At 64.2% G+C, this 24,731-nt stretch carries 19 protein-coding genes; 10 read left to right on the top strand and 9 right to left on the bottom strand.

The window, feature by feature from the left end; genetic code table 11:
* Positions 1-168 precede the first annotated feature (168 nt).
* The 7 genes from AC1PQG_RS03380 to AC1PQG_RS03350 all read left to right on the top strand — a co-directional run bounded on the left by AC1PQG_RS03380 (position 169) and on the right by AC1PQG_RS03350 (position 9,649).
* Positions 169-2,037: a methanol/ethanol family PQQ-dependent dehydrogenase gene (locus tag AC1PQG_RS03380; protein WP_481121265.1), complete on the top strand. Its 1,869-nt coding sequence runs from the start codon at positions 169-171 to the stop codon at positions 2,035-2,037.
* A gap of 98 nt (positions 2,038-2,135) precedes the next feature.
* A complete protein-coding gene (locus AC1PQG_RS03375; RefSeq protein WP_481121264.1) occupies positions 2,136-2,714 on the top strand; it encodes a pentapeptide repeat-containing protein in 579 nt (192 codons plus the stop codon).
* 5 nt (positions 2,715-2,719) lie between these two features.
* Entirely contained in the window at positions 2,720-3,211 is a 492-nt protein-coding gene (locus AC1PQG_RS03370) for a c-type cytochrome (protein WP_481121263.1), read from the top strand.
* Between the two features lie 76 nt (positions 3,212-3,287).
* The gene (locus AC1PQG_RS03365) at positions 3,288-3,863 is read left to right on the top strand and encodes a transglutaminase-like domain-containing protein (protein ID WP_481121262.1); all 576 of its coding nucleotides are present in this window, start codon (positions 3,288-3,290) and stop codon (positions 3,861-3,863) included.
* A 162-nt stretch (positions 3,864-4,025) separates the two neighbouring features.
* Positions 4,026-5,348, top strand: a complete 1,323-nt coding sequence (locus AC1PQG_RS03360) for a diguanylate cyclase domain-containing protein (RefSeq protein ID WP_481121261.1) — start codon at positions 4,026-4,028, stop codon at positions 5,346-5,348.
* Positions 5,349-5,470: 122 nt separating this feature from the next.
* Positions 5,471-6,607: a TMAO reductase system periplasmic protein TorT gene (gene torT, locus AC1PQG_RS03355; RefSeq protein ID WP_481121260.1), complete on the top strand. Its 1,137-nt coding sequence runs from the start codon at positions 5,471-5,473 to the stop codon at positions 6,605-6,607.
* Between the two features lie 54 nt (positions 6,608-6,661).
* Positions 6,662-9,649 (top strand): bifunctional diguanylate cyclase/phosphodiesterase, encoded by a 2,988-nt coding sequence (locus AC1PQG_RS03350; RefSeq protein ID WP_481121259.1) that lies wholly within the window; start codon positions 6,662-6,664, stop codon positions 9,647-9,649.
* Positions 9,650-9,663: 14 nt separating this feature from the next.
* Here the strand turns inward: AC1PQG_RS03350 and AC1PQG_RS03345 are convergent, their stop codons facing one another.
* Positions 9,664-10,440, bottom strand: coding sequence for an AraC family transcriptional regulator (locus tag AC1PQG_RS03345; protein ID WP_481121258.1), 777 nt, complete (start codon positions 10,438-10,440; stop codon positions 9,664-9,666).
* Positions 10,441-10,606: 166 nt separating this feature from the next.
* Between AC1PQG_RS03345 and AC1PQG_RS03340 the strand changes: the two genes are divergently transcribed.
* Together AC1PQG_RS03340 and AC1PQG_RS03335 are read left to right on the top strand one after the other, a co-directional pair.
* The gene (locus AC1PQG_RS03340) at positions 10,607-11,830 is read left to right on the top strand and encodes an MFS transporter (RefSeq protein ID WP_481121257.1); all 1,224 of its coding nucleotides are present in this window, start codon (positions 10,607-10,609) and stop codon (positions 11,828-11,830) included.
* 90 nt (positions 11,831-11,920) lie between these two features.
* A complete protein-coding gene (locus AC1PQG_RS03335) occupies positions 11,921-13,108 on the top strand; it encodes a hypothetical protein (RefSeq protein WP_481121256.1) in 1,188 nt (395 codons plus the stop codon).
* 41 nt (positions 13,109-13,149) lie between these two features.
* On the opposite strand, the gene AC1PQG_RS03330 is transcribed toward AC1PQG_RS03335, so the two are convergent.
* Positions 13,150-13,686: a DUF2058 domain-containing protein gene (locus AC1PQG_RS03330; RefSeq protein WP_481121255.1), complete on the bottom strand. Its 537-nt coding sequence runs from the start codon at positions 13,684-13,686 to the stop codon at positions 13,150-13,152.
* A 135-nt stretch (positions 13,687-13,821) separates the two neighbouring features.
* On the opposite strand from AC1PQG_RS03330, the gene AC1PQG_RS03325 reads away from it, so the two are divergent.
* Positions 13,822-14,433, top strand: coding sequence for a methyltransferase family protein (locus AC1PQG_RS03325; protein WP_481121254.1), 612 nt, complete (start codon positions 13,822-13,824; stop codon positions 14,431-14,433).
* A gap of 28 nt (positions 14,434-14,461) precedes the next feature.
* On the opposite strand, the gene AC1PQG_RS03320 is transcribed toward AC1PQG_RS03325, so the two are convergent.
* The 7 genes from AC1PQG_RS03320 to AC1PQG_RS03290 form a co-directional block, all read right to left on the bottom strand.
* Positions 14,462-17,770: a PAS domain S-box protein gene (locus tag AC1PQG_RS03320; protein ID WP_481121253.1), complete on the bottom strand. Its 3,309-nt coding sequence runs from the start codon at positions 17,768-17,770 to the stop codon at positions 14,462-14,464.
* 125 nt (positions 17,771-17,895) lie between these two features.
* Positions 17,896-19,902, bottom strand: coding sequence for a TonB-dependent receptor (locus tag AC1PQG_RS03315; protein ID WP_481121252.1), 2,007 nt, complete (start codon positions 19,900-19,902; stop codon positions 17,896-17,898).
* Positions 19,903-20,260: 358 nt separating this feature from the next.
* Positions 20,261-21,082 carry a hypothetical protein gene (locus AC1PQG_RS03310; RefSeq protein ID WP_481121251.1) on the bottom strand — a complete coding sequence of 274 codons (822 nt, stop codon included), beginning with the start codon at positions 21,080-21,082 and terminating at the stop codon, positions 20,261-20,263.
* A 48-nt stretch (positions 21,083-21,130) separates the two neighbouring features.
* On the bottom strand, positions 21,131-21,649 hold the full coding sequence (locus AC1PQG_RS03305; protein WP_481121250.1) for a hypothetical protein: 519 nt from the start codon (positions 21,647-21,649) through the stop codon (positions 21,131-21,133).
* A gap of 160 nt (positions 21,650-21,809) precedes the next feature.
* Positions 21,810-22,334: an HD domain-containing protein gene (locus AC1PQG_RS03300; protein WP_481121249.1), complete on the bottom strand. Its 525-nt coding sequence runs from the start codon at positions 22,332-22,334 to the stop codon at positions 21,810-21,812.
* Positions 22,335-22,410: 76 nt separating this feature from the next.
* Positions 22,411-23,400, bottom strand: a complete 990-nt coding sequence (locus AC1PQG_RS03295; protein WP_481121248.1) for a hypothetical protein — start codon at positions 23,398-23,400, stop codon at positions 22,411-22,413.
* Between the two features lie 38 nt (positions 23,401-23,438).
* Positions 23,439-24,509, bottom strand: a complete 1,071-nt coding sequence (locus AC1PQG_RS03290) for an acyltransferase family protein (protein WP_481121247.1) — start codon at positions 24,507-24,509, stop codon at positions 23,439-23,441.
* Positions 24,510-24,731 lie beyond the last annotated feature (222 nt).

Here is a 24,731-nt window from a genome sequence, read left to right as displayed (position 1 = left end):
CACCGCAGCGGGGCGGGATGCACGTCAGGAATATTTCCCAGGGATGCGGGGAGCTCTTCCCGCGACGTCGCCGGTGGCCGCTTCCATACTCCATCGCGCTGGAACCGCGACAGCCGGGAGGCGGGTTCCAGGCCCCGAACGACAACGATGCGGAGACAAGAACCGACCATGAAATCCAGACGTTTGAAACTGATCCCCGGGCTGCTGGCCCTTGCCCTGACCAGCACCTTCGGCACCGCAGCCCACGCCGCCGGCACCACGGTGAGCTGGGACGACATCAAGAACGACGACAAGACCCCCGGCGATGTACTGACCTACGGCCTGGGCCTGAAAGCCCAGCGCCACAGCACGCTGAAGACCGTCAATACGAAAAACGTCGCCGGCCTCGTGCCGGTGTGGAGCTTCTCCTTCGGCGGTGAGAAGCAGCGCGGCCAGGAAGGCCAGGCACTGGTACATGACGGCGTGGTGTACGTCACCGCCTCCTACTCGCGAATCTATGCCGTAGACGCCCGCACCGGCAAGCGCCTGTGGGAATACGAAGCCCGTCTGCCGGAAGACATCCGTCCGTGCTGCGACGTGGTCAACCGCGGCGCCGCGCTATATGGCGACAAGATATTCTTCGGCACCCTCGACGCCGGCATCGTGGCCCTCAACAAGGACACCGGCAAGGTCGTGTGGAAGAAGAAGTGGGGTGACCACAAGGTCGGCTACACGATGACCGGCGCCCCCTTCGTCATCAAGGATCAGAAGAGCGGCAAGGTGCTGCTGGTGCACGGCTCGTCCGGCGACGAGTTCGGCGTGGTCGGCTGGCTGTTCGCCCGTGACCCGGATACCGGCGAGGAAGTATGGGCCCGTCCGATGGTCGAAGGCCACATGGGCCGCCTCAACGGCAAAGACAGCACGCCCACCGGCGATGCCAGCGCGCCGTCGTGGCCGAAGGACAAGGACGGCAAGCTCACCGAAGCCTGGGACCACGGCGGCGGCGCCCCGTGGCAGACCGCCAGCTTCGACATCGAGAAGAACATGGTGGTTGTCGGCACCGGCAACCCGGCCCCGTGGAACACCTGGAAGCGCACCCAGGAAGGTGACGATCCGCGCAACTGGCCGAGCCTGTTCACGTCCGGCCAAGCCTATGTGGATGCCAGCACCGGCGAACTGAAGGGCTTCTTCCAGCACACTCCCAACGACGCCTGGGACTTCTCCGGCAACAACTCGGTGGTCCTCTTCGAGTACAAGGACCCGAAGACCGGCAAGCTCGTCAAGGCCTCGGCCCACGCCGACCGCAACGGCTTCTTCTTCGTCACCGACCGGGAGAAGCTCACCAACGGCGCCGGCTATCCCAACAAGCCCACCGCGCTGATCGGTGCTTGGCCCTTCGTGGAAGGCATCACCTGGGCCAAGGGCTGGGACGTGGCCGCCGGCAAGCCGATCGAGACCGGCAACCGTCCGCCCGAGCCCAAGGCCGGCGCCGACAAGGGCGACAGCGTCTTCGTCTCGCCGCCCTTCCTGGGCGGCACCAACTGGATGCCCATGTCTTACAGCCCGGATACCGGCCTGTTCTACATCCCGGCCAACCACTGGGCGATGGACTACTGGACCGAGCACCTGACCTACAAGGCCGGCTCCGCCTACCTGGGCCAGGGCTTCCGCATCAAGCGCCTGTTCGACGACCACGTCGGCACCCTGCGCGCCATCGACCCGAAGACCGGCAAGATCGCTTGGGAACACAAGGAGAAGTTCCCCCTGTGGGCCGGCACGCTCACCACAGCCGGCGGGCTGCTGTTCACCGGCACCTCCGACGGCTTCATCAAGGCCTTCGACGCCAAGACGGGTAAGGAACTGTGGAAGTTCCAGACCGGCTCCGGCATCGTCTCCGTGCCCATCACCTGGGAAATGGACGGAGAGCAATACGTCGGCATATCCTCGGGTTACGGCGGCGCCGTGCCCCTGTGGGGCGGCGACATGGCCGAGCTGACCAAGCAGGTCACCCAAGGCTCCTCGTTCTGGGCATTCAAGCTGCCCAAGATCGCGCGCTGATCCCCTTCAGCGCCTTGCTCCGGGCCGGATCGTCTCCGGCCGGCCTGGGCTTTTTCTTTATAAGCTACCGCCGCTACCCCACCGTTGGGAGCCCATCCATGCACTGCCATTCCCGCCTTCGCACGGTGCTGGTCGCCCTTGCCGCAGCCCTGCTTGCCGGCACGGCCCAGGCCGACGATCCACCCGTCTACAAGTCCTGCGGCATCTGGCCCCATGCCCGCTGCCAGGGCGCCGATCTGCGCCATGTGGATCTATCGGCTCGCGACCTCGCCGGCACCGACTTCACTGGCGCCAACCTGGCCCGCGCCGATCTGCGATCGGCCAACCTCGCGGGAGCCATCTTCGACGGCGCCGACCTGACCGGCGCACGCCTGTCCAAAGCCAACGCCCCCGGCGCCTCCTTCCGCAATGCAAGAATGATCGGCGCCGACCTGGAGTTCGCCCGCATCATGCGCAGCGACTTCAGCGGAGCCGACCTCACCGCAGCCAATCTCGAAGCCGCCCGCGCCGCTTTCGCGTGGTTCGAGGGCGCCAGGCTCACCAACGCCAACCTGCAGGAAACCAAGTTCAGCACCACCAACTTCCGCGGCGCCAATCTGGAAGGCGCGCTGCTGCGCTACACCATCTTCCCCGACTCGTCCTTCGAGGGCTGCACCGGCTGCCCGACCGACTGGTGAACACCATGCCCAAGCTCACTCTCAGCGCCCGCCTCCTCGCCATTGGCGTCCTGCTCGGCGCGAGCCTTGCCAGCGCCAACGAAGTGGCGGACACCAGCATCGTCGTGGACACCTCGGCGCTACCCGCCATCACCGGGGCGGCCGGCGACGCCAACCCCTACCGCGGCAACCCACGTGCCGCCGACATCGGCCGCCACGCCTTCAACAGGGCCTGCGCCCGCTGTCACGGCCCCGATGCCGACAACAAAGGCCAGGTCGGACCCGACCTGCTCAAGCTCGACCGCGCCTGCTCGCGCATTGCCGACCCGGCCATCCGCGAGATGTGTATCGTCGACAACGACCAGTACTTCCTCAAATCCGTGCAATATGGCAAGACCCGCGTCGGTGTGGTGCACATGCCTGCCTGGAAGGATGTACTCCCACCCGCCGCAATCTGGACGATCCGGACTTTCCTCGAAAGTCGTTCCCGTCCAGCCGCCCCGGCAGCGTCCCGCTGACAGCCTGCCACGTCGGGTAGGGCCATGCCGGCGGGATTGCTATACTGCCCTCCCGCCCCGCCGCCCCCCCCATCCGATGCACGAATACCTCGCCGCCAGCCGCCACATCGACTTCGACCACCCGCAGGTCAGCGCCAAAGCCGCCGAACTCGCCAGCAGCACCACCGACAAGACCGAGATCGCCCGCCGCTGCTTCGAGTTCGTGCGCGACCACATCCGCCACAGTTGGGACTACCGACAGAATCCGGTGACCTGCCGCGCCTCCGACGTGCTGCGGCACGGCACCGGCTACTGCTACGCCAAGAGCCACCTGCTCGCCGCCCTGCTGCGCGCCAACGCCATCCCCGCTGGCCTGTGCTATCAGCGCCTGTCGGTCGGCGACGACAACGGTGCGCCCTTCTGCCTGCACGGGCTCAACGCGGTGTTTCTCGACGGCTTCGGCTGGTACCGCATCGACGCCCGCGGCAACAAACCCGGTGTCGCCGCCGACTTCTGCCCGCCGACCGAGGTACTCGCCTTCGCGATCCGCCCGCCCCACGAATACGACCTGCCGGGCATCCACGCCGAGCCGCTGGCAGTCGTGACGGACATCCTTGAGCGCTGTAGCGACGTCACCGAAGTCATCGCCAACCTGCCCGACCTTGCCCCCTGAGCGGCAGCGCCACATACACAGCGCGTGACCGCTCAGACAAGCAAACGCGGCCCTTCGTGCCGAAAATCGCATTTTTGCTATTTCCAGCTTGCGTAGCGCAGAACACCCCGGCAATCTACGTCCGAACCGACACAGAATCGGCACGACCAGCCCCGACGCGAGATGGACACGAATCACCAGGACCGCCTGCTGCACAGCATCGATTTGCTCCTCGACGCGGTTTTTCTCGTCGAAGCCAGCGGTCGTATTGCCTATGTGAACGCGGCCTGCGAGCGCATCTTCCAGTACACGGCGGACGAACTCATCGGCCGCCCCATGATCGATTTCGTCGCCCCTGAAGACCGCGACTACACCCTCCAGGAGGCCGTCCGCATCATGGCCGGCCATCCCCGTGTCGGCTTTGAAAACCGCTATGTGCGCAAGGACGGCAGCCGCGTGCACATCATGTGGTCGGCCTGCTGGTCGGACGCCGACAACATGCGCATCGGTGTCGCTCGCGACGTTACGGAACAGAAGCGCGCCGAAGCCTTCCAGGCCGCCACCTACGCCATTGCCGACGCAGCCCTCAAGGCTGACGACCTGGACAGCCTGTTCCCGCAGATCCACCGGATCATCGCCGAACGCATCCCACTCACCGGCGTCGCCGTTGCCACCAGCGACCGACAGAGCACGCTGCTGAGCTTCCCTTACCAACAGGACCAGTTCGGCAGCGCCCCCCTCCTCGATGAACCCGTCGCACACCGCTATTGCAGTGAGGTCATCGGCAGCGGACATCCGCTGCTCATCAGCGACCTGAACCTCCTGCCCCCAGGTACCGCCTCCACGGCAAGCACCACCTGGCTCTTCCTCCCTCTCGTCACCCGCCGGGACGCCATCGGCGCCCTGATCCTCAGGGCAGACGCCGGCACCTTCGACTCGCAAAAGGACCGGGAGCTGCTCAACTTCGTCGCCACCCAGGTCGCCATCGCCGTCGAGCGCGGGCAACTCAGAGCCGAACTCGTACACGCCGCCCAATACGACGAACTGACCGGCCTGCCCAACCGCCGCCTCTTCCATGAGCGCCTGGATAGAGCCCTGGGGCGCAGCCAGCGCCGCCAGGGCCGCATGGCCCTGCTTTATGTGGACATCGACGACTTCAAGAAAGTAAACGACACCCTCGGCCACGCGGCAGGCGATCTGCTGCTGCAGGAAATTGCGCGCCGCCTGGGAGGCTGCGTCCGCCACGTGGACACCGTTGCCCGCCTCGGCGGCGACGAGTTCGTGGTGATCATCGAAGATATCCACGGCCCCGCCGACGCAGCCCAGGTGGCAGACAAGATCCGCCGCAGCCTGCTGCAGGAGTTCGTCATCGGTGGTGTGCCCCTGCACACCCGCGCCAGCATCGGGGTAGCCATCCATCCAGACGATGGGCGGGACGCCGGTGCCCTGCTCAAACACGCGGATAGCGCCATGTATCAGGGCAAAGCACTCGGGCGGTCACGCTGATCTCCACACAAGCCCCGCGGGCTTGCAGGATGCACGCGCCTCACGCCGGGCAATCGGCAGAAACGGACACAACAAGAAAGGGTGACTGGGTGTTCACGGCATGCGCCTCCCGCCTTCTCGCAATGGCCTCACTGGTCACGGCAGCCCACGCCGCTCCCGGTGACTCAACGACGGCAAACGCCCTGCCGGCGGCGGTGAAGTTCGCCCCCATACCAGTCCATATCATCCAGCATCCGGTTCCGCCAGGCCTGACCGCCGATGAAGCCCTGCACAGCGGACGCGTCAGCGCCGGCTCCTACGCCATGACCGCCCGGGCCAGCCGGCCGTGGCGCATCGCCTTCCTGTTCCCGCATCTCAAGGATCCCTACTGGATCGGCTGCAGCTACGGCGTCATCAGCGAAGCCCGGCGCCTCGGCGTGGCGGTGGACATCCTGCCGGCCGACGGCTACAAGGACCTGATCGGCCAGCTGCGTCAAATGGAGGAAGCCAGCAGCGGCCACTACGACGCCATCGTGCTATCGCCGATCAGCCTCGACGGCAACAACCCATCGGTCGCCCGGGCCCGCGCGAAGGGCATCCCGGTGTTCGAACTGGCCAACGACAGCACCAGCGACGACCTGACGGTCAAGGTCACGACCTCCCTGCACAGCATGGGCCTCGACGCAACCCGCTGGGTCATCCGCGACGCCCAGCAGCGCGGCCTCACATCGATCAACATTGCGCTGCTGCCCGGCCCGGCCGGTGCTGGCTGGGTCAAGGGCGAGGTGGAAGGTAGCCGCGAAGCCGCCCGCACGGCGCCCATCCGCGTCAATATCGTGGACATCCGCTTCGGCGACAGCGACCGCATCGAGCAATCCCAACTGGCTGCGCAGCTGCTGGCCCGCCACGGCCGGGATCTCGACTACATCATCGGCTGCACCGGTTGCGCGCCCGCCGCGCGCCTGCCCATCCACGAGGCCGGACTCGACGGCCGGATCCGCGTCGTCGCCTACGACCTGACCCGCGAGATCGCCGGCCTGATCCGCCGCAAGGAGATCTTCGCCGCCGCCGACACCAAGGGCGTGAGCCAAGCGCGCGTGGCGATCAACGTCGCCGTCAATCACCTGGAGGGGCGCGCCAAGACACCACCGCACACCCTGCTCGTCAAACTTGGCATGGTGGACCACCGCAGCCTGGACAGCTACCGGCTCGACGAATCCATCGCACCGGACGGCTACACGCCAATTCTGTCCTATGACCCTCAGCAGGAACGGCCTTAAGCTGCCTACGCTGCGCCTATCCGGGCTCCGGCATTCCCACGAGACGCCACCGGCATGAGAATCCGCAAGCTCAGGAACAGACTGTTGCTCAGTGCCGTCGTCATCAGCACGGCAACGGCGCTGGCCTACATGTCGGCCGTATCCTTCGTCATCAGCACCCAGTACCGGGAACAGTCCCGTAGCCAGCTGAGGCAAGCGGCCGCCATCATTTCCGAAGAGCTCGCCGCCCGCCAGAACGGACTGCTCGACGCCGCCCGCCACCTGGCCGCCCAACACAATCTGGGCGCCACGGTCTGGTATCTGTCCCAGTACGCCGGCTCCGATCTTGACCGCGAAACCCTGCAGAACACCTACCAGCAACTGGCACAGGACGTCCAGGAGGCGCGCCACACGGCCCACGCCGGCAGCATCGCCCTCTACGACGCCGCCGGCCACTTGATCACTTTCTCCCGCGTCGACGGCCGGCTTGAACGGACGGGCTTCGTGGAAAGGGCCCCGGACCTGCGCCTCATGATGAAGGAAGGCGCCGCCGATGGTGACAATCGCAGCATCACACTGAAACCCGCCCCGCTACCGCCGTTCATTCACCCCGAGTTCGGCCCCCCCTTGCCTCAGAAGGCCGACGCCCGCTTCGCGCTGATCGACAACGCACTATCGATCGAAATCCACGCTCCGATCCTGGACAGCACCCCTGGCAATCCCAGCGGACAGACTGCTCCCAGGCAGGTTGGCCTGATCGTCATGATCTACAGCCTCGACCAGGCTTTCGTCCACGAACTGGCCCGGCGGACCGACACCGACATCAACGTATTCACCTCCGACGGACTGCGTCACGGCACGCTCGCCACCTACCTCAAGGCGGACTGGAACGGCCAGGCGGAACCTGCCCAAGGCAATGCCCCGGCCCTGACCTTCAACGAAATCAGCATCGACGGCACCGGCTACTATCAGGGGCTGATTCCACTCCAGCGCGATGGACGCCCCATCGGCGGCATTGCCACGCTGCGCTCGAAATCCATCGTCGAGGCCAACACCTGGGAGATGATCCGCATCCTGGGGCTGATCGCCGCCGCCATCCTGGCCTGCGTGCTGCCCCTGGCCTGGTATTTCTCCACGTCGATCTCCCGCCCGCTGACCACCCTCAGCCGCATCTTCCGGGGCGTCTCCGACAACACCACCGCCACCATCCAGGACGACGAGCTGGAGTTGCTCGACAAGACCGGCCTGGACTACGAACTGGCCGACCTGACCCAGAGCTTCATCGCCATGAACAATGCGGTGAGCCAGAAGATCCGCCAGATCAACGATATCAACGCCTCCCTCGAGAACACCGTCAATGAACGCACCGCGGCCCTGATCGCCAAGGAGCAGGAGTCCCGCACCCTCATCGAGAACTCGCCCGACTCCATCGCCCGCTACGACCGCGACTGCCGGCGCATCTATGCCAACCCGGCATTCAGTTCGGTAACGGGTCTGCGCCTCGCCGAACTGCTCGGCACACGACCGTCCGAAGTCCCCGGCGGCAGCAATGCCGAGATCTACGAAGCCAAGATCCGGGAGGTGCTCGCCAGCGGCAGGAATACCCAGTTCGAACTGAAGTGGCACAACAGGGAAGGCAAGGAGCTCTGCAGCCTCATCCACCTGGCCGCAGAGGTCGATACGGCCGGCACAGTGACCAGCGTGCTGGCCGTCGGCCGAGACATCTCCGACCGCATCGCCTTCGAAGAGACGATCTGGAAACAGGCCAATTTCGACAGCCTGACCCAGTTGCCCAATCGCCAGCTGTTCCACGACCGCCTGGAGCACGAATCCCGCCTGGCCGACCGCAGTGGCCGCGCCATGGTGCTGATGCTGATCGATCTGGACCACTTCAAGGAGGTCAATGACTCCCTCGGCCACGACAAGGGCGACGTCCTGCTGATCGAGGCCGGGCGGCGCATCAGTGCCTGTGTGCGCGCCTCGGATACGGTGGCCCGTCTGGGCGGCGACGAATTCACGGTGATCCTGTCCTGCGTGGACGATATGGAGAGCGTCGAACGCATCGCCCATGCCCTCATCGACAAGCTCTCCAGTCCCTTCGTGCTCGGCACCGACAAGGCCTTTGTCTCAGCCAGTCTCGGCATCACGCTCTACCCGAGTGACGCCCGCGAACTGGACATCCTCTTCAAGAACGCCGACCAGGCCATGTACGCGGCCAAGAATGCCGGCCGCAACCGCTTCAGCTACTTCACGCCGGATCTGCACGAGGCCGCCCAGCAACGCCAGCATCTGAGCAACGACCTGCGCAACGCGCTGGCCGCCAAGGAATTCCAGATCCACTACCAGCCCATCGTCGAGCTGGCCACCAGCCGGGTCTGCAAGGCCGAAGCCCTGCTCCGCTGGGCCCATCCCCAGCGCGGCCTGACCGGCCCGCTGGAGTTCATCACGGTGGCAGAGGAAACCGGGCTGATCGTGCCCATCGGCGACTGGGTCTTCAAGCAGGCTGCCCAGCAGGCCCTCAACTGGAGCCAGCGCTTCGACGACGACTTCCAGATCAGCATCAATACCTCGCCGGCCCAGATCCGCCACGACGGCAACGCCCTGGCCCACTGGCCGGAATACCTGGCCGAGCAAGGCATTCCGGGGCACAGCGTGGTCATCGAGATCACCGAGAGCCTGCTGCTGCACGCCGAAGCCCGGATCAACAAGAAGCTGCTGGGCTTCCGCGATGCCGGCATCCAGGTGGCGATCGACGACTTCGGCACCGGCTACTCATCGCTGTCCTACCTGAAGCGCTTCGACATCGACTACCTCAAGATCGACCGCAGCTTCGTACGCAACCTGGGCTGCGACGCCAATGACCGGGCCCTGTGCGAAGCCATCATCGTGATGGCCCACGCGCTGGGCCTGAAGGTCGTCGCGGAAGGCGTCGAAGCCACCACCCAGCGGGATCTGCTCGTCGCCGCCAGCTGCGACTACGCCCAAGGCTACCTGTACTCCCCCGCCCTGACCTCCGCCGAATTCGAACGCTGGGCCTGGTCGGCCGGCAACGGACCGGCCTGACGTCGCCTCGACGGTCAACTGAAGAACTGGCTCGGCGTCTGCCCGAACTGGCGCTTGAACATCGTCGTGAAGGCGCTGGGGCTGTCGTAGCCGAGGGCCAGCGCGATATCGACGACCCGCTCGCCGCCTGCGAGCAGTTCCAGCGCCCGCAACAGACGCGCCTGCTGGCGCCATTTGCCGAAGGTCATGCCGGTCTCCCGCTGGAACAGGCGCTGGATGGTCTTGACGTCCACGCCCAGATGAGCCGCCCAGTCGCCCAGCGTGGACACATCGTCCAGGCGTTGCTGCAGGCGCGTACAGATCTCCAGCAGACGCGGCTCTAGCGGCATCGGCAGGTGTAGCGGCAACACCGGCAGCGTGCGCAGCTCATCGAGCATCAGGCGCATCAAGCGGCCGTCCCGAGAGTTCGATGCGTAGGGCGCCTGCACGTCCGCAGCCTCACGGATCAGCTCCCGCAGTAAAGGCGAGATGCCCACCACGCAGGACGCAGCCGGCAGGCTCGGCACCGCCCCCGGCCGGATGAACAGGCTGCGCATGTTGACCACGCCAACGCACTGGATCGCGTGGGTCATGCCTGCCGGCATCCAGATGCCCCGCGTCGGCGGCACCACCCATTGCCCGGCGTCGGCCTTCACCGCCATCACGCCGTGCACCGCGTAGATCAGCTGGTGCTTACCGTGGGCATGGGGCGCCACCTCCCAGCCGGCAGGGTAGTCGGTCGCCCGGCAGCTCACCGGGGCGGTACTGGCGTCGATCTCTGCCAGCGCCTCGAAAAGGGGTTTCACCGTCATGATGGCCTACCGCAAACAATGTCTTTTTCTAGCAACCCCACGGCCGAATGGCGTGAGACAGGCATGCATCGTATTTCTAGAATCGGCGGACGTCGAGCCATGCCACAACAACGCAGCCAGCCCCTGATCGACAGCGGGCAGGTACACCACACAGAGAGTCCGCACCATGACAAAGCCGTCCGCCCTGCCCTTGCAGGGACGCCATAACGAAGCCGCCTTCGGCATCCTCGGGGCGATCAGCACCTCGCACTTCATCAACGACATGATGCAGTCGCTGATCCTCGCCATGTACCCGCTGCTGAAGGGCAGCTTCCACCTCAGCTTCGGGCAGATCGGCCTGATCACCCTCACCTACCAGCTGACCGCCTCGCTGCTGCAACCCCTGATCGGCCTGTACACCGACAAGAAGCCCCAACCCTATTCCCTGCCCTTCGGCATGGCCGCCACCCTCCTCGGCCTGCTGCTGCTCGCCTACGCACCGAGCTACGAGATCGTGCTGCTCGCCGCCGCCTGCGTCGGCACCGGCTCGGCGATCTTCCACCCGGAATCGTCGCGCATCGCCCGGCTCGCCTCGGGCGGGCGGCACGGGTTGGCCCAGTCGGTCTTCCAGGTCGGCGGCAACACCGGCAGCGCCGTCGGCCCGCTGGTCGCGGCCGCCGTCATCGTGCCCTTCGGACAGCACAGCGTGGCCTGGTTCGGCCTCGCCGCGGTGCTCGGCATCATGCTGCTGGTGCAGGTCAGCCGCTGGTACGCCACCCACCACATCGCCGGCGGCGCACGCAGCCGCCCGCCGGTGGAGTCGCCCTACCCGCGCAGGGTGGTGTTGGGCGCCGTGGCGGTGCTGCTCGTGCTGATCTTCTCGAAGTATTTCTACATCGCCGGCCTGAGCAGCTTCTACACCTTCTACCTGATCGAGAAATTCGGCCTGTCGGTGCAGAGCGCCCAGGTGCACCTGTTCGCCTTCCTGTTCGCATCGGCGGCCGGCACCATCCTCGGCGGCCCGATCGGCGACCGCGTCGGCCGCAAGCCGGTGATCTGGGCTTCCATCCTCGGCGTCGCCCCCTTCGCGCTGATCCTGCCCCACGCCGACCTGTTCTGGACCACGGTGCTGACCATCGTCATCGGCCTGGTGCTGTCGTCGGCCTTCTCGGCGATCCTCGTCTATGCGCAGGAACTCATGCCCGGCAAGGTCGGCATGGTATCCGGCCTGTTCTTCGGCTTCGCCTTCGGCATGGGCGGCCTGGGCGCCGCCGTACTGGGCCTGCTCGCCGACCGGACCAGCATCGACGCCGTCTATCACGCCATCGCCTACCTGCCACTGCTCGGTATCGTCGTGGCCCTGCTGCCGAAGAGCCGGCGCCAGCCAGCCGCAACTCTGGGCCGGGGATAAATCCGGCCATCGCCCGTGTGCGCTGCTGCGCAGTGCACCGCCGTGCCGTTGCGTTATCGTGGGCTCCCGCCCCTGGAGCCCACGTACGCCATGCCCCGATCACCCACTCCCGTGTTCCGCGGCCTTGGCGCCGCCTGGCTGGCCATCGGCCTCGGCGGCTGCATCCCGGCCCCCCTCGGCAGTTACTACAAGCCCGTTGCCCCGCAAGACAGCCCACGCTATGCCGGCGATCTGTGCCAGGGCGCGGCCGGCGCACCGGTGTCGATGGCGCTGGAGCTGGCCGACGGCGCGACACTGAGCATCGCCACGCGCCCGGCCACGGCGGCCGAAAACAGCAACAGCCTCATGCTGCAGGTAGAAGTCACCCTACGCGGGGAGACGCGCATGCAATGGAGCGACGCCACCGTCACCGTGTCCGCCGACAACGACGTACCCAGGCGCTTCACGCCCGACTGGAATGTCTCCGGCAGCAGCCCGCTGCCAGCTTCAGGCCGCGTCGATTGGGCCCGCCTCGCTCCCGCCCCCAGGCTGTTCCAGCCTGGCCAGCCCACACCGAAGGACTTCTCGGCGCGGCTGGGGGCGAGCTTCACGTGGCTCTCCGTCACGCCCGCGCAGCTGGAGGTGGCCCTGCCAGGTTTCCGCAGCGCATCACACAACGTAGGCCCGCGGACCTTCAACCTCGATGCCATGCAGGACGGCATCAGTACAGCCCCGGGCAGCATCCGCTATCGCACGGCGCAACTCGCCCGCGAGCAGACGGCCCTCGCCGAAGCCTGCCTCCGTGAAGCACATGCGCCGCGACACGTCAGCTGCGCCGAACTGGCGAGCATGAAGACCGAGACCTTCGCCTTCCCGCACGGCCCGCTGACCGTCAGCGGCCGCTGGTGGATCTACGATCCCGCCCGCAAGGACCCGCTGCGCGGCCAGCTGGAATTCCAGCTCTCCGACGCGCTCGATCTGGAGTGGTCCCCCTCGCAGATCACGGTGCGCGTCAGCGCCGGCGATGCCACCGGCGAGGCCCGGCAGATCGAGCTCGGCAGTTTCATCGCGTATTTCCGCTTCCGTGCTCCGCTGACCACCGAACTCGTCGGCGGCAATGCCGTGGCCCCCTCCGGCGCCACCCGTGCCAGCTTCCAGCTCGATCTCGGCAACGCCCGCCCGAGCCACTACCGCATAGCCCTACCGCCGATCCGTGTCGGTAGCACAACCTTGCCAGCCCGGACCATCGAGCTGGAACGACGACGCTTCGATGTCGGCATCCTGCCCTTCAACTGCTGACCGCCGCCAACCCACTCGCAGGGCCACGACGGCCCTGCGTATCACCACATCAGGTCGTCCGGCACCTTGAAGTCGGCGTAGGGATCGTCCTCAGCCACCTCGGTGGTGGCCCGCTTGATCTGCACGACGATGGACTGATCGCGCTCGGCGATCTTGTCAGCGATGACCTTCGGCACCAGTTCGGTCACATCGCCGCGGCAGATGATCACCAAATGGCCAGCGACGATGTGGTCACGTACCTTGGCCGACACATACACCCGCTTGATCTTGTTGTCGTGGGTGAAGTTGTAGGCGATGTCGCCGCCGCCCTTGTGCTGGCGGTTCTGCTGCACCATCTGGGCGATCTGCGCGGCGATCGCCTTCTGGGTCGCCGCCGCGTCGCGCTGGGCATTGAGCTCGCGGGCCCGCTCGGCGTTCTTGCGCTGGGCTTCCTGCGCCGCCACGCGTGCCTCGTCGACACTCTCGGTGCCGGTACGCCGCTCGATCTTCTGCTGCCGGGTCTTGTCCTGGTGGACCTTCTTGGCCTTCTTCGGGTCCACCAGACCGGCCTTCAAGAACTGTTCCTGCAAAGACGCCATCTGCGCCACTCCGTCTAATAAGGTGATTAGGCCGCACTGCGAGGCCGGCCGAAAAGAGAGCGGCAGCATAACAAAAAGTCGCCACCGTCAGTCCTTATGTGCTCAGCGCCGCACAATCTCATGCACCATGCGCCCATGAACGATACGGACCTGCCCCGCCTGCTGCTGGCCGCCAGCTGGCTACTGTTCGGCGCCCTCCATAGCCTGCTGGCCGGGACGACCCTCGAACGCCTGTGCGGCCGCCATGCCCGCCTCACCTTCAACGTGCTCGCCGTCCTCACGGTCGCCGCGCCGCTGGCGCTCCTCGCCAGCCTGCCCGCCACGCCGCTGTTCGACGAACCCGCCTGGCTAAGCGGGCTCCGCCACGGCCTCGGCGCCGCCGCGGTGCTGGGCTTCCTGCATACACTGAAGTTCTATTCGATGCCGGCTTTCCTGGGCCTGCGCCAGGAGACCTGGCCGCTCACCTTCAGCCCGTGGCACTGCCGGGTGCGCCACCCGTGGTATTTCCTGATGCTGGTGTTCATCTGGACACGGCAGATGAACGCCCCCTGGCTGGTCTCCGCGCTGTGCATCAGCGCCTACCTGGTGATCGGCAGCCGCATCGAGGAGAAGCGCATCCTGCAGCGCCATCCCGACTCCTACGCCGCCTATCGACGCATCGTGCCGGCCCTGATCCCCTGGCGCGGGCGGGCGCTGGACGAAGCCACACGCCACCAGCTGGAAGCACGGGCCCTGGAGGAAAGCTGAACCTGCCGCACTCCCCCCGGCGCACACCTCAGGGATTCGGCGTTTCGGACACCACGGCCCCGAGGGCCGACTTCCGCAAGCACACCAGCAGGGCTGCGAACAGCGTTTCCGGATCCACCGGCTTGGCCACGAACCCGTCCATGCCCGCCTCTGCGCAGCGCAGCCGGTCTTCCGCAAAGGCGTTGGCGGTCAAGGCCAGGATAGGGACACGCTTCCTTTCCGGCAGTTGCCGGATGCGCCGTGTCGCCTCGATGCCATCCATGTTCGGCATCTGCATGTCCATCAGGATCAGCGCATAGTCCTGGTTACACACACGGTTCAGGGCCTCGACGCCATCCTCCGCCACATCGGCCTGCAGGCCGGCGTCCTCCAGCATCGACAGGGACACCTCACGATTGACCGGATCGTCCTCCGCCAGCAGCACGCGCGTGCCGGCGAAGTCCCGCCGCAGGATCTGTTCGGCATCACCCGCCCCGTGGATATTCTCCGGCCTGCATGCCTGCACCGACTTGCGCAGGCGTACCGTCAGCCAGAAGGAACTCCCCTTGCCGAGTTCGCTCGTCACCCCGGTTTCACCCCCCATCAGCTCGACCACGCGCCGGGTGATCGCAAGCCCGAGGCCAGTCCCACCGTGTTTGCGGCTGATGGAGTTGTCGGCCTGCTCGAAGGCGGAGAACAGGCGCGGGATGACGTCCGGCGCGATGCCGGTCCCGGTATCGCTGACCTCGAAGCGCAGCAGGCTATGCTCCAGACCGTCCTCAACGAGGCGAGCCCGCAAGACAATCCTGCCGGCGTCGGTAAACTTCACCGCATTGCCGAGATAGTTGAGCAGCGCCTGCTGCAGGCGCGTGCGGTCACCGAGCAACCCCTGAGGCATCGGCGGGATGTCCGTTTCAAGCCGAAGCCCCTTGGCCTTGACGCGCCCTCCGATCATGCTGACGACGTTGTCTGCCAGTTCCTCGACACTCAGCCAGGCCTCATCCAGTTCGAACTTGCCGGCCTCGATCTTCGACAGATCGAGGATCACATTGACGACGTCGAGCAGGTGAGCCCCGGCCGCTTCGATCTTGTCCAGCTTGTTGATCTGCGACGGCGTCGCACCACTGCGCCGCAGGACGTGGGCCATGCCGATGATGGCGTTAAGTGGCGTCCGGATCTCGTGGCTCATGTTGGCGAGAAAGGCGCTCTTCGCCACGTTCGCCGTCTCCGCCTGGTTCTTGGCCCAGGTCAGCTCCCGGGTACGTTCTTCGACGAGCCGCTCCAGATGATTGCGGTGCTCCGCGAGCTCATGCTGGATCGCCTTCGTCTCGGTAATGTCCATCGCCAGCCCCTCAATGAGGATGTCGCCCTCTTCAAGCCGGATCCCGAGGGAACGATCGAAGAACCAGCGCCAGCGGCCTTCGCTGTCGCGGATGCGGTACTCCAGGCTGAAGGGCGTCTGCTCGGCGAGCAACCGGGCAACAGCCGCCCCTACGCGCGGCTGGTCCTCCGGATGGATCGATTCGGCCCACAGGAAAGGATGGGTCAGCAGGTATTCCATCGAATGGCCGAAGACATCCACTGCACGCGGCGAATAATAGTGGATGCCCCCGCGCAGCACGGAATAGGTATATGCAATATCCGGCAAGCTCTCCACCAGGTGGCGATAGCGTGCCTCCCGCTGCTCGAGGATGGCCTCCGCCTGTTTGCGCGGCGTGATGTCGGTGTGCGTGCCGCACATGCGTAACGGCCGGCCGTCCCCGTCCCGCTGCATCACCCGGGCCTGATCGAGAATCCACTTCACGCTCCCGTCCTTGTGGAGCATCCGGTACTCGATCTTGTGCGTCTCGGCATGCCCCTTGAGGACGGCATCGATGGAGTTCCACGCGCGCTCACGATCCTCCGGGTAGATGAAATCGGTCCACTGCTGGGTCGTGCGCTGGATCTCCTCATGGGTATAACCCAGCATCACGGCCCACTGCTTGTTCCGCTCGACAGTGCCGGTCTCCAGATTCCAGTCCCAGAAGCCGAGCTCGGCCCCTTCCAGCACGAAACGCAGCTGCTTCTCACTGTTTTCCAGCGCCAGCTGGGAGAGCTTGCGCTGCGTGATGTCGTGGCCGATGCCCAGCACACCGATCAGGCCACCATTCTCGTCGAGCATCGGGATCTTGGTGGTTTCGAGGACTTCCCGATGCCCGTCCGATGCAAAGCTGATCTCCTCCTCGTTGATGCTCGGCCTGTTCCTTTCCGTGGCCCGCCGGTCATGCTCGCGGAAGAAATCGGCCAGCGCCTTGTCGACGAAGTCGTAATCGGTCTTGCCGATGACCGCCTTCTCAGTGGCCCCGAAGAACTGCTCGAAGCGCTGGTTGCAACGCAGATAGACGCCGTTCTGATCCTTCAACCAGACAAGGTCGGGAAGCGTATCGATCAGCGTGCGCAGGAAACTGCGTTCATTCGACAACTCCCGCTTGGCCATCACCTGCTGTGTGATGTCGCGGGCGATCGTGGACGCCCCGGCAATGCCACCATCGGCATCCCGGATCGGTGAGATCGTCACCGACACGTGGATGATCGTGCCGTCCTTGCAACGCCCCCGCGTCTCGTGATTGCTCACCGTCTCGCCGGAGCGGATATGGGACAGGATCGCCTCGACCCTGCCCTGCAGGTCCGGCGGAAACAGCATGCGGGCGGGCTGCCCCAGCGCCTCTCCGGCCGAATAACCGAAGATCGTCTCCGCCGCCGGGTTCCAGCTGGTGATAGTGCCGTCCAGCGTCTTGCCGATGATCGCGTCCCTGGACGAGTTGATGATGGCCGCGGCACTCTGCAGCGCCTGGTTGGCCTCGTGCATCTGCAAGCGGGCCAGCCCCATCTCCCCCATGATCTTGGCCAGGTCCGTCAGAAAGGCCAGGATCGACCGCACTTTTTCGCGGGAAAAGACCGGGGTCTTCTTCAGCGCGTCGAGATAGCCCTGCTCCTCGATTCCGAACTCGCGGGCCTGGCGGATGAAATACGGCAGATCCGGCTTCTCGAAGAAGAACTGCCCCGTGAACAGATTGGCCACATGCTGGCCGGCAACCGTGATAGGCACCGCAACATCCACCAGCCCATTGCGGCAGTTGTAGACGTTGTAGGCCTCGCCCTCCTTCAAGCGGCCCGCCAGGATGGTGTCGCTCTCGAGGCAGCGCTGCGCCGTCCCCGAATTGCAGCGATGGAACTTCGTGCAGACATCCTGCCAGCCCGTTGCCACCAGCACTTCGCCATCGTGTTCGAGAATCGCGGTGACGGCGCCGGTCGCCGCTGTGAAACTCTCGCACAGCGCCTTCAATTGCTGGACGTCTACAAGCTCGGCAAATTTCATGGGGGCGGACCTATACGGAAGGTATCCAGCGGGCGATTGCATGCCCGCAGGCCTGGGCCGAAGACTTCACTGGCTCAATTCGGCTGAGCGCCCATTCTTCGGCCAGGGACTGGAGCGAGTCAAGATCAGAAGCCGACCCGCAGCGACAGCCGGAAGGTCCGGGGTTCCGCCGGGTGGGTGTGGATGTCATTCACCGCGGCGCTCTCGCCGCTCAGCTGTGAGCTGTAGTAATAGTCGATGTCGCTGACCCTTCGGTTGAATGCATTGAGCACATCGAGAGACAGCTTCAGGCGCGCATCGATGCGGTAGCTGCCACGCAGATTGACCAGCGTCGAGCTCTTCGAGCGCACCGAATCGTCCTCGATCAGCGGGCGCGGACCGAAATAGCGCAGGCGCGCCCCGCCCGACCACTTGCCGCCGGCGTCGTAGCTCACCCCCACCGACGCCACCTTGCGGATCGCACCGGGGACATCGTCGCCCGGCACGCTGTCGTCCACCCGGGTGTAGCGCGCCGTCGAGATCGACAGATCGGCGTCGACGATGGTCGCCGGGTTCGGCATCCAGTAATTGGCCCACTCGATCCCCGTCCGCTTGCTTGGAAAGCTCGGCTCCGTCGTGCCGGCGTCGCCGGAGAACACCAGCTCCGAGGCGATGTCCAGCCGCCACAGGGACAGGGAAGTCTGCAGGCCGGAGATCAGCACGCTGCGCACGCCCACTTCGTACCCCTTGGTGCGCACCAGGGGCGTCGAACCCGCCACTGGCGTACCAAAGCCCGGATCGCGGAAATCCGGGTTGGTTTTCACGGTGATGCCGCGGGCGTCGTTGCTGTGGAAGCCGTAGCCCATGTTCAGGTAGTACTCGGTCTTGCTCCACGGCCCGAAGATCAGCGACAGCTTCGGGCTGCCGATGCTGGCGTCCGCCTTGCCGGAATTGGCCGGCGTGTCGGCGCTGACATCGAACGTGTAGAAGTCCTTGCGCCAGCCGACGCTGCTACGCAGCCAGTCCAGCCATTGGATCTGGCTCTCCGCGTAGAGGCTGACGCTCCTCTCGCGGACACGGTCCTGCGCCACCGTACCCCAGCGCTGCCGCGCGGTCGTCGTGTACAGGCCGAGCTTGCCGATGTCGTCGAGGCGGGACTGCAAGCCCAGCGTGAAGTCCGTACCCTGGGCCAGCCAGTCGCCATACCAGGTCTGTGCCAGGTTGAAGCCATACACCTGACGCCGATCCTCCTGCTCGAACTGATCGCCAGGGCCCGGATTGCAGCCGAGGGTGCAATAGGTGAAGTTGGACCACAGGTCGAGGCCGTAATCCATCGCGTACACGTTGCCGCGCAGCCAGCCGCGCTCATCCTTGCGCGACCACTCGCCGGACAAACTGTAGCGATGGGTCCGGCCGCCATCGCTGGGGTCCAGGTTGCCATAGCGGGAGATCAGCCCGGCCTCCACCGCGCGCAGCGGCACCTGATCCGTCGAAGCCCATTTGGCGGTGTAGGCCATCGCCGCCACCGACCAGCCGTTGGCGCGCGTTCCTTGTGAATAGCGCAGCAGCCCGTTCAGCTTGTCGAGGTCCTCCGGCATCGACCACGGGCCATTGTTGCCGGCCCACTCCAGCGCATAAAGGAGATGGCCGTCGCCCACGGCCGGCGATCCGGCCAACAGCGCACGCCGATAACCATGGCTGCCGACGGACAGATCGACGAAGTCCTGATCCAGCTTGCGCGCGTAATCGATGGCCGCCGATCCCGCCGACGCGAAGTCCCCCACCTCGGCCGCATACGGCCCCTTGCGGTACTGCATGCTGTCCACCAACTCGGGAATCAGGAACTGCAGGTCCGAATAGCCCTGCCCGTGCGCATGGGTCGGCATGTTCACCGGCATGCCCAGCAGGCTGGTCGCGAAATCGGTGCCGTGGTCCAGGTTGAAGCCGCGCAGGTAGTACTGGTTGGCCTTGCCGTCGCCGCTGTGCTGGGAAACGATCAAGCCTGGCACGACCTCCAGCACCTCCGCCGGACGCAGCAAGGGACGGTTCTCCAGCTGCCGCGCCGTCACGTTCCCCTCCGACGCCGCGCTGGCAACGCCGACCAGATCCTGCGCATCACTGGCGCTCACCTCGACCACATCCAGCGTCTGCATGCCGCCGCCATGGGCCACGGATGCCCCCGCACAGGCGGAGACCAGGAGGAATTGCCTGAAACAGTTTCGTTCTTTGCGTTTGCCGGACATCATTGGGAAGGATTGCCACGAAGCCCGGCCGCCCCGGAAACCGCAGCAGCCCTGCATCGCGCATTTGTATGATCATTTTAAAAATAATCATACAACTATCGTGCCAACACTCGGACAGCAGCTTTCAGCGGGCATCCACAGCAATCCTGCGCCAGGCTCGATCAGGCAATCGATCACCCTGCGCACACTTCGGAAGGCTGCTTACCAGTGCGAGCGCATGGGCAATGGCCCAAGGCACCTCCTATCGCACGAAGGACAAGGCGAGCGCTCAGCGACGCTGGGCTCTCAGCATGGCCAGGCGCATCTGTGCCTTCTGATCTCCCTGGTTTGCCGCTTGCGAAAGCAGCGCAATCGCGACATCCCGATCACCCTTGGCGTTTCGTTGAATCCGCACCAGAGCCGCGTTATAAGCCGCAATCGGGTTTGCATATCGCGCTGCGGCTTCGAATGCCTGCAACGCCCGATCAGGGCAAAGAAAGAACACATCCCACCCGACGCCCGCATGCATGATCCCTACATCATCCTTGGCCTGCAGGAAGACATCTTCGAGCGTCGCTGGCCAACCGGCCACCAATGACGCCATCACTTCCCGACCGGGCTGAACCTTATATGGCCGGCCCCCCTGGAAAATCGTGACCGCCTGATGTGTCGTCCTGAGCGAACCATCCTCGGCAACCCAGACGAATCCGTCGGCCCCCACAACCGGGAAGCCCCCCAGGGCGTCCGACAGCTTCATGGCCAACGACTTCTCCCCGCGCCCAGGCGGGACACCTGTCCAAGATGCCTTGAGAACGATCCGTTTCACACCGCTTTCAATATGAGGTTTCGCAACCGCCGCCAGCTCTTCGATGGTCAGGATTCGCTTATCTGCGTCGTAAAGTCTCCACGGGCTGGCGTGCACGCTGATGTTCAGGACGGTCGGGTCATCCTGGCTGTCCTTCTTGTTTGTCGAATACTTGAAGAACGCCTCAGCCGCGGAAACGCACGCCTCATCCGTACACGGATCCACAGTAACGACACCCTTCAACTCCACGGGCGACTTGCATTCGGCAAGCACCTGGAAACTCGCAGCCAATAGAAGAACGGCCATTAGCGATAACTTCAATTCCCACTCCCTTCCTTGCCCGCCAAGCGGCGTCTAGTTGACGTACTCATAGGTGATGTACCACTTCTCGTCTATTTTCTTGAACCTCTGCTCGTACGGCTTCAGATCATTCATGGGCGTATCGAACGAGGAATACAGAGGAGTCAATTCCTTTTCGGAGAAGAGGTAAGCCTTTCGATGACTCGAATAATGCCCATCACGTGGATAGACAATGACGCCCTCCGACAATCGATCAATGCCGACACCGTCTGCTCCAAGCTCATCCAGCAGTTCAAGACAGGCGGCATCGCTCTTGATGAGTTCAAGTCGCCACAAAATCCTGTCTCTTTCGATATGGCATGCCGTTCCCTCGACCAAAGCGGAGAAAGACGCCTTCTTGCTCTCGTAATGGCGCTGCATTTCGGCGTCAGTCTTCGGCCCCCAACACCCGGAGAGAACGACGAGCAGAATGATTGACACGCCGCACGTGCGCCTTCGCATGCGATGGCGGGAATCGACGAACCACGATGCATCCGGAACGATTCGATACCCACGAGACAACATGTTCATCATGCCGAGTACTCTACGACACCACCATTCAATCAGAACATTAGCATAACAAGGCAAAGTAACGCCTATGGCATCGCGCATGCCTGCATTGGAAGTACTTTTGTGAAGACGTGCCCCTGGTTACTGTCGCAACCAGAACGCTGCCTGCTGTCGCGCAAGCAGCTCAATCCGTGGAGCGCTTGCGGTAATGCGCCTCGGCCATTCCGACAGCGGCCTCCCACAACGCAGGGGCGCCGCGTTCGATCGGCGGCTGGCAGCGCGACTTGATCTGTTCGAGCGTCACCTCGCACTCCACCCACGTCCCGCCGTCCGTCGCGGCGTTGTGCAGCATCGGCTGAAAACGGTCGAGGGCCTTGGCGAATTTCGCGTCATCACTTTCAGACGCCTCGAACTCGAACCACAGCTCACGGAACTCGGCCGCCTGCGCGTCGGGCAACAGGCCGAACAGACGTTCGGCGGCGAGCCGCTCGCGCTCGTCCTGCCCCACATGCGTCGCCGGCACGTGGAAAGGAACGTCACCGGCATCGATCTCGACGATGTCGTGGATCAGCAGCATCTTCACGACACGCTGCACATCGACCGTCCCGGCCGCATGCCCGGCGAGCACCAGCGCATACATCGCCAGGTGCCACGAATGCTCGGCGCTGTTTTCGCGGCGCGAACGATCGATGAGCGGCGACAGGCGCACGCGGGAAACCGCTCCTATGAATCGTGGCGCCGGGGCCCCGCACTCGTACGGGGAACCACACAGACCCACACCCTCATCATCGCTCAACGATCTGAATGGAACGGAGGACTTCGGCGAGTTGTTCGCGCTGCGTGGCCAGAGGCTGCGCGGAATTCATGGAGAGATGCAGCTCGATCCAGCTGCCAGCCCGGACCACATGCGCATGGATGTTGGTCATATTGAGATGGAGCGAGCCATCGACCTGGTCGGACTCCACCGTGTCCCAGTCGCCGGTCTTCTTTTTGACAACATTCTGATGCGCCAGCGTCCTGCCCTGCAGCACGGTGGGCGGGCTGTCCTTAACGCCCTCGAATCGGGATGCAGACTCGAACCACCCTGACAGCCGAATACCCCGCGCATCATCGCTGAACATGAAATATCTGGGACTCGCCGTCGCACCACTCACGTTCCGCGGCAACTCCCGTTTGAAACCGGCTTTTGGCAGGCGAATGGACAAGCTGGAAACCGGAACGGAGATTTCGAATGCCTGGGCTTGTTCCGTTATGGCGATCGACTGCTGAGCGTCAGCCGACCTAGGGGCCCCGAACACCAGCGGGTCCGTGGGGCCAACACTGGCCTTGCTTGTGATGTAGGCAAGCTTCCCATCGCTGCCTTGCTGAAAGGGAAACCTCATCTTCACGGCCTCACCGTCACGCCGCTCAACGACCAAGGTGATGACATTGGGTGAAGCCGTATCGCTGATGGACGGGTCCGATTCACACGTACCAATGGCGGCCATGACGAAGGCCCCCGCTTTTGCCTTCGGAGCCAGAAGCGCACCGATCTTCTCCGCGGACGGCTCCCCCAACTGCCTGGCCTGCTCCGCGGTGAAAGCAAAATCGACCGTGGCCTTGTCACTGGCATCGAGCTTGGGATCACGGGCAAGCGACGACCAGGGAAGACACCCTTTGCCTTGCTCAAATTGATAACGTATCGCGCCACGTACCCGGCTGATCAAGGGCATGAACTCGGCCAGCAAGTCATTGGCTGATTGAGCAGCGTAGCTTGTGCTGGTTTGCATTGCCATACAGGCAATGATGGACAGGGCAAATCTGCGGGGCAAACTCACTTGAAACGCATCCGAAGGCGGTCGATAGGGTTTTCGAGGCAGACGATCATGCCCCACGAGATGAATACAAGAAGAGGGAAAGACAAAACGAACAGTCCTGGCGAGGGCAGCTTGAAAGGGCTCCCCATTGCCACGGCCAGCACGCCGACCGGCATGTGGATCAAGTAGATGGGGTAGCTGAAATTGCCCAGCCAACTATCCCATTTCCGTGTAAACCGCCCGGTTTCCGGCATATCGAGCAGGGACACGATAATCAGGGCATGAATGAGGAGATTACTATAAAACAACGCCTGATAAATTGACGGCCAGATCTTCGACAAGATCCAGTTAACAAACAACAGGGAGGCGATGCCAAAACGAACGGAATGATTATTCAGGAAAGCGAGCCTGCCGGACAGCGTATCCCGATAATGGAAGATAAGCGCACCCACGGAGAATGGAAGCGATGCGGCAAACACGGAGAAATATTTATATTTCCAATCCAGCCCCAGGGCATTGACGACTAGCGCGTATCCCAGCCCAAGCAAGAACCAGATTCCCGTACCGAGCCTCGTTCGTGACACAGAAAACGCAATGGCCACGTAAAAGAACAGCTCCAACGTCAGGGCCCACGCGGGATAAATGAGAACAGGCTTGCTTCCGGAGAAGAGTATCAGCAGCAGATTTTGCACCCATCCGCCCAGCGCGGTGGGAAGTCCCATGCCTTTTGCCAGCGAATCCGTAATCTCCGGATCGGCCGCAATAACTGCCCCGGCCGAAACCAGGCAGGCCAACCAGTACATGGGGTAGATCCGCAGAAATCGGTTCAATACATAGCGACCAATCCCCGATGCGGTGAAACCGTAGGTCCGGTGCATGATATGCGTCATCAAATAGCCGCTTAGAACAAAGAAGCCAAAAACAGCGTAGGCCCCCAAGCCCCAGGCTCCTCCTATATGCGACAAGGCAACCATCAGGGCCAACACCATTCTGTAAGCACCAAACATACGCCCCCCGATAGCCATCATGTGTTCATGATCAACGGCAAAAATAATAGCAGCCGTATCGCCAGCAGTGCTGGCAAGCACGCCAACATACTCCCCGTTATGGCCCTGCCTGTCAGTAAAACTGTGTGCCACTTCGCTCCCGAGCGGCAATCGATCACTCTTGGGGCGTGGCAACTACATAGTCGGCCCTGCAGTATTCAATTTTCCGCCCCCAGGCCCCTGTCTGGGGCTGGGGTCATCACGCTCGCAAGCGCATTTGTGCAACAAAGCCCGGTTAAATTAACGTCAATCCGATTTAGACTA

The sequence above is a fragment of the Zoogloea sp. GDB6 genome (assembly GCF_056724105.1).
Note: the sequence above shows the minus strand (reverse complement) of the source record. Positions and strands in the feature narration are given on the sequence as shown.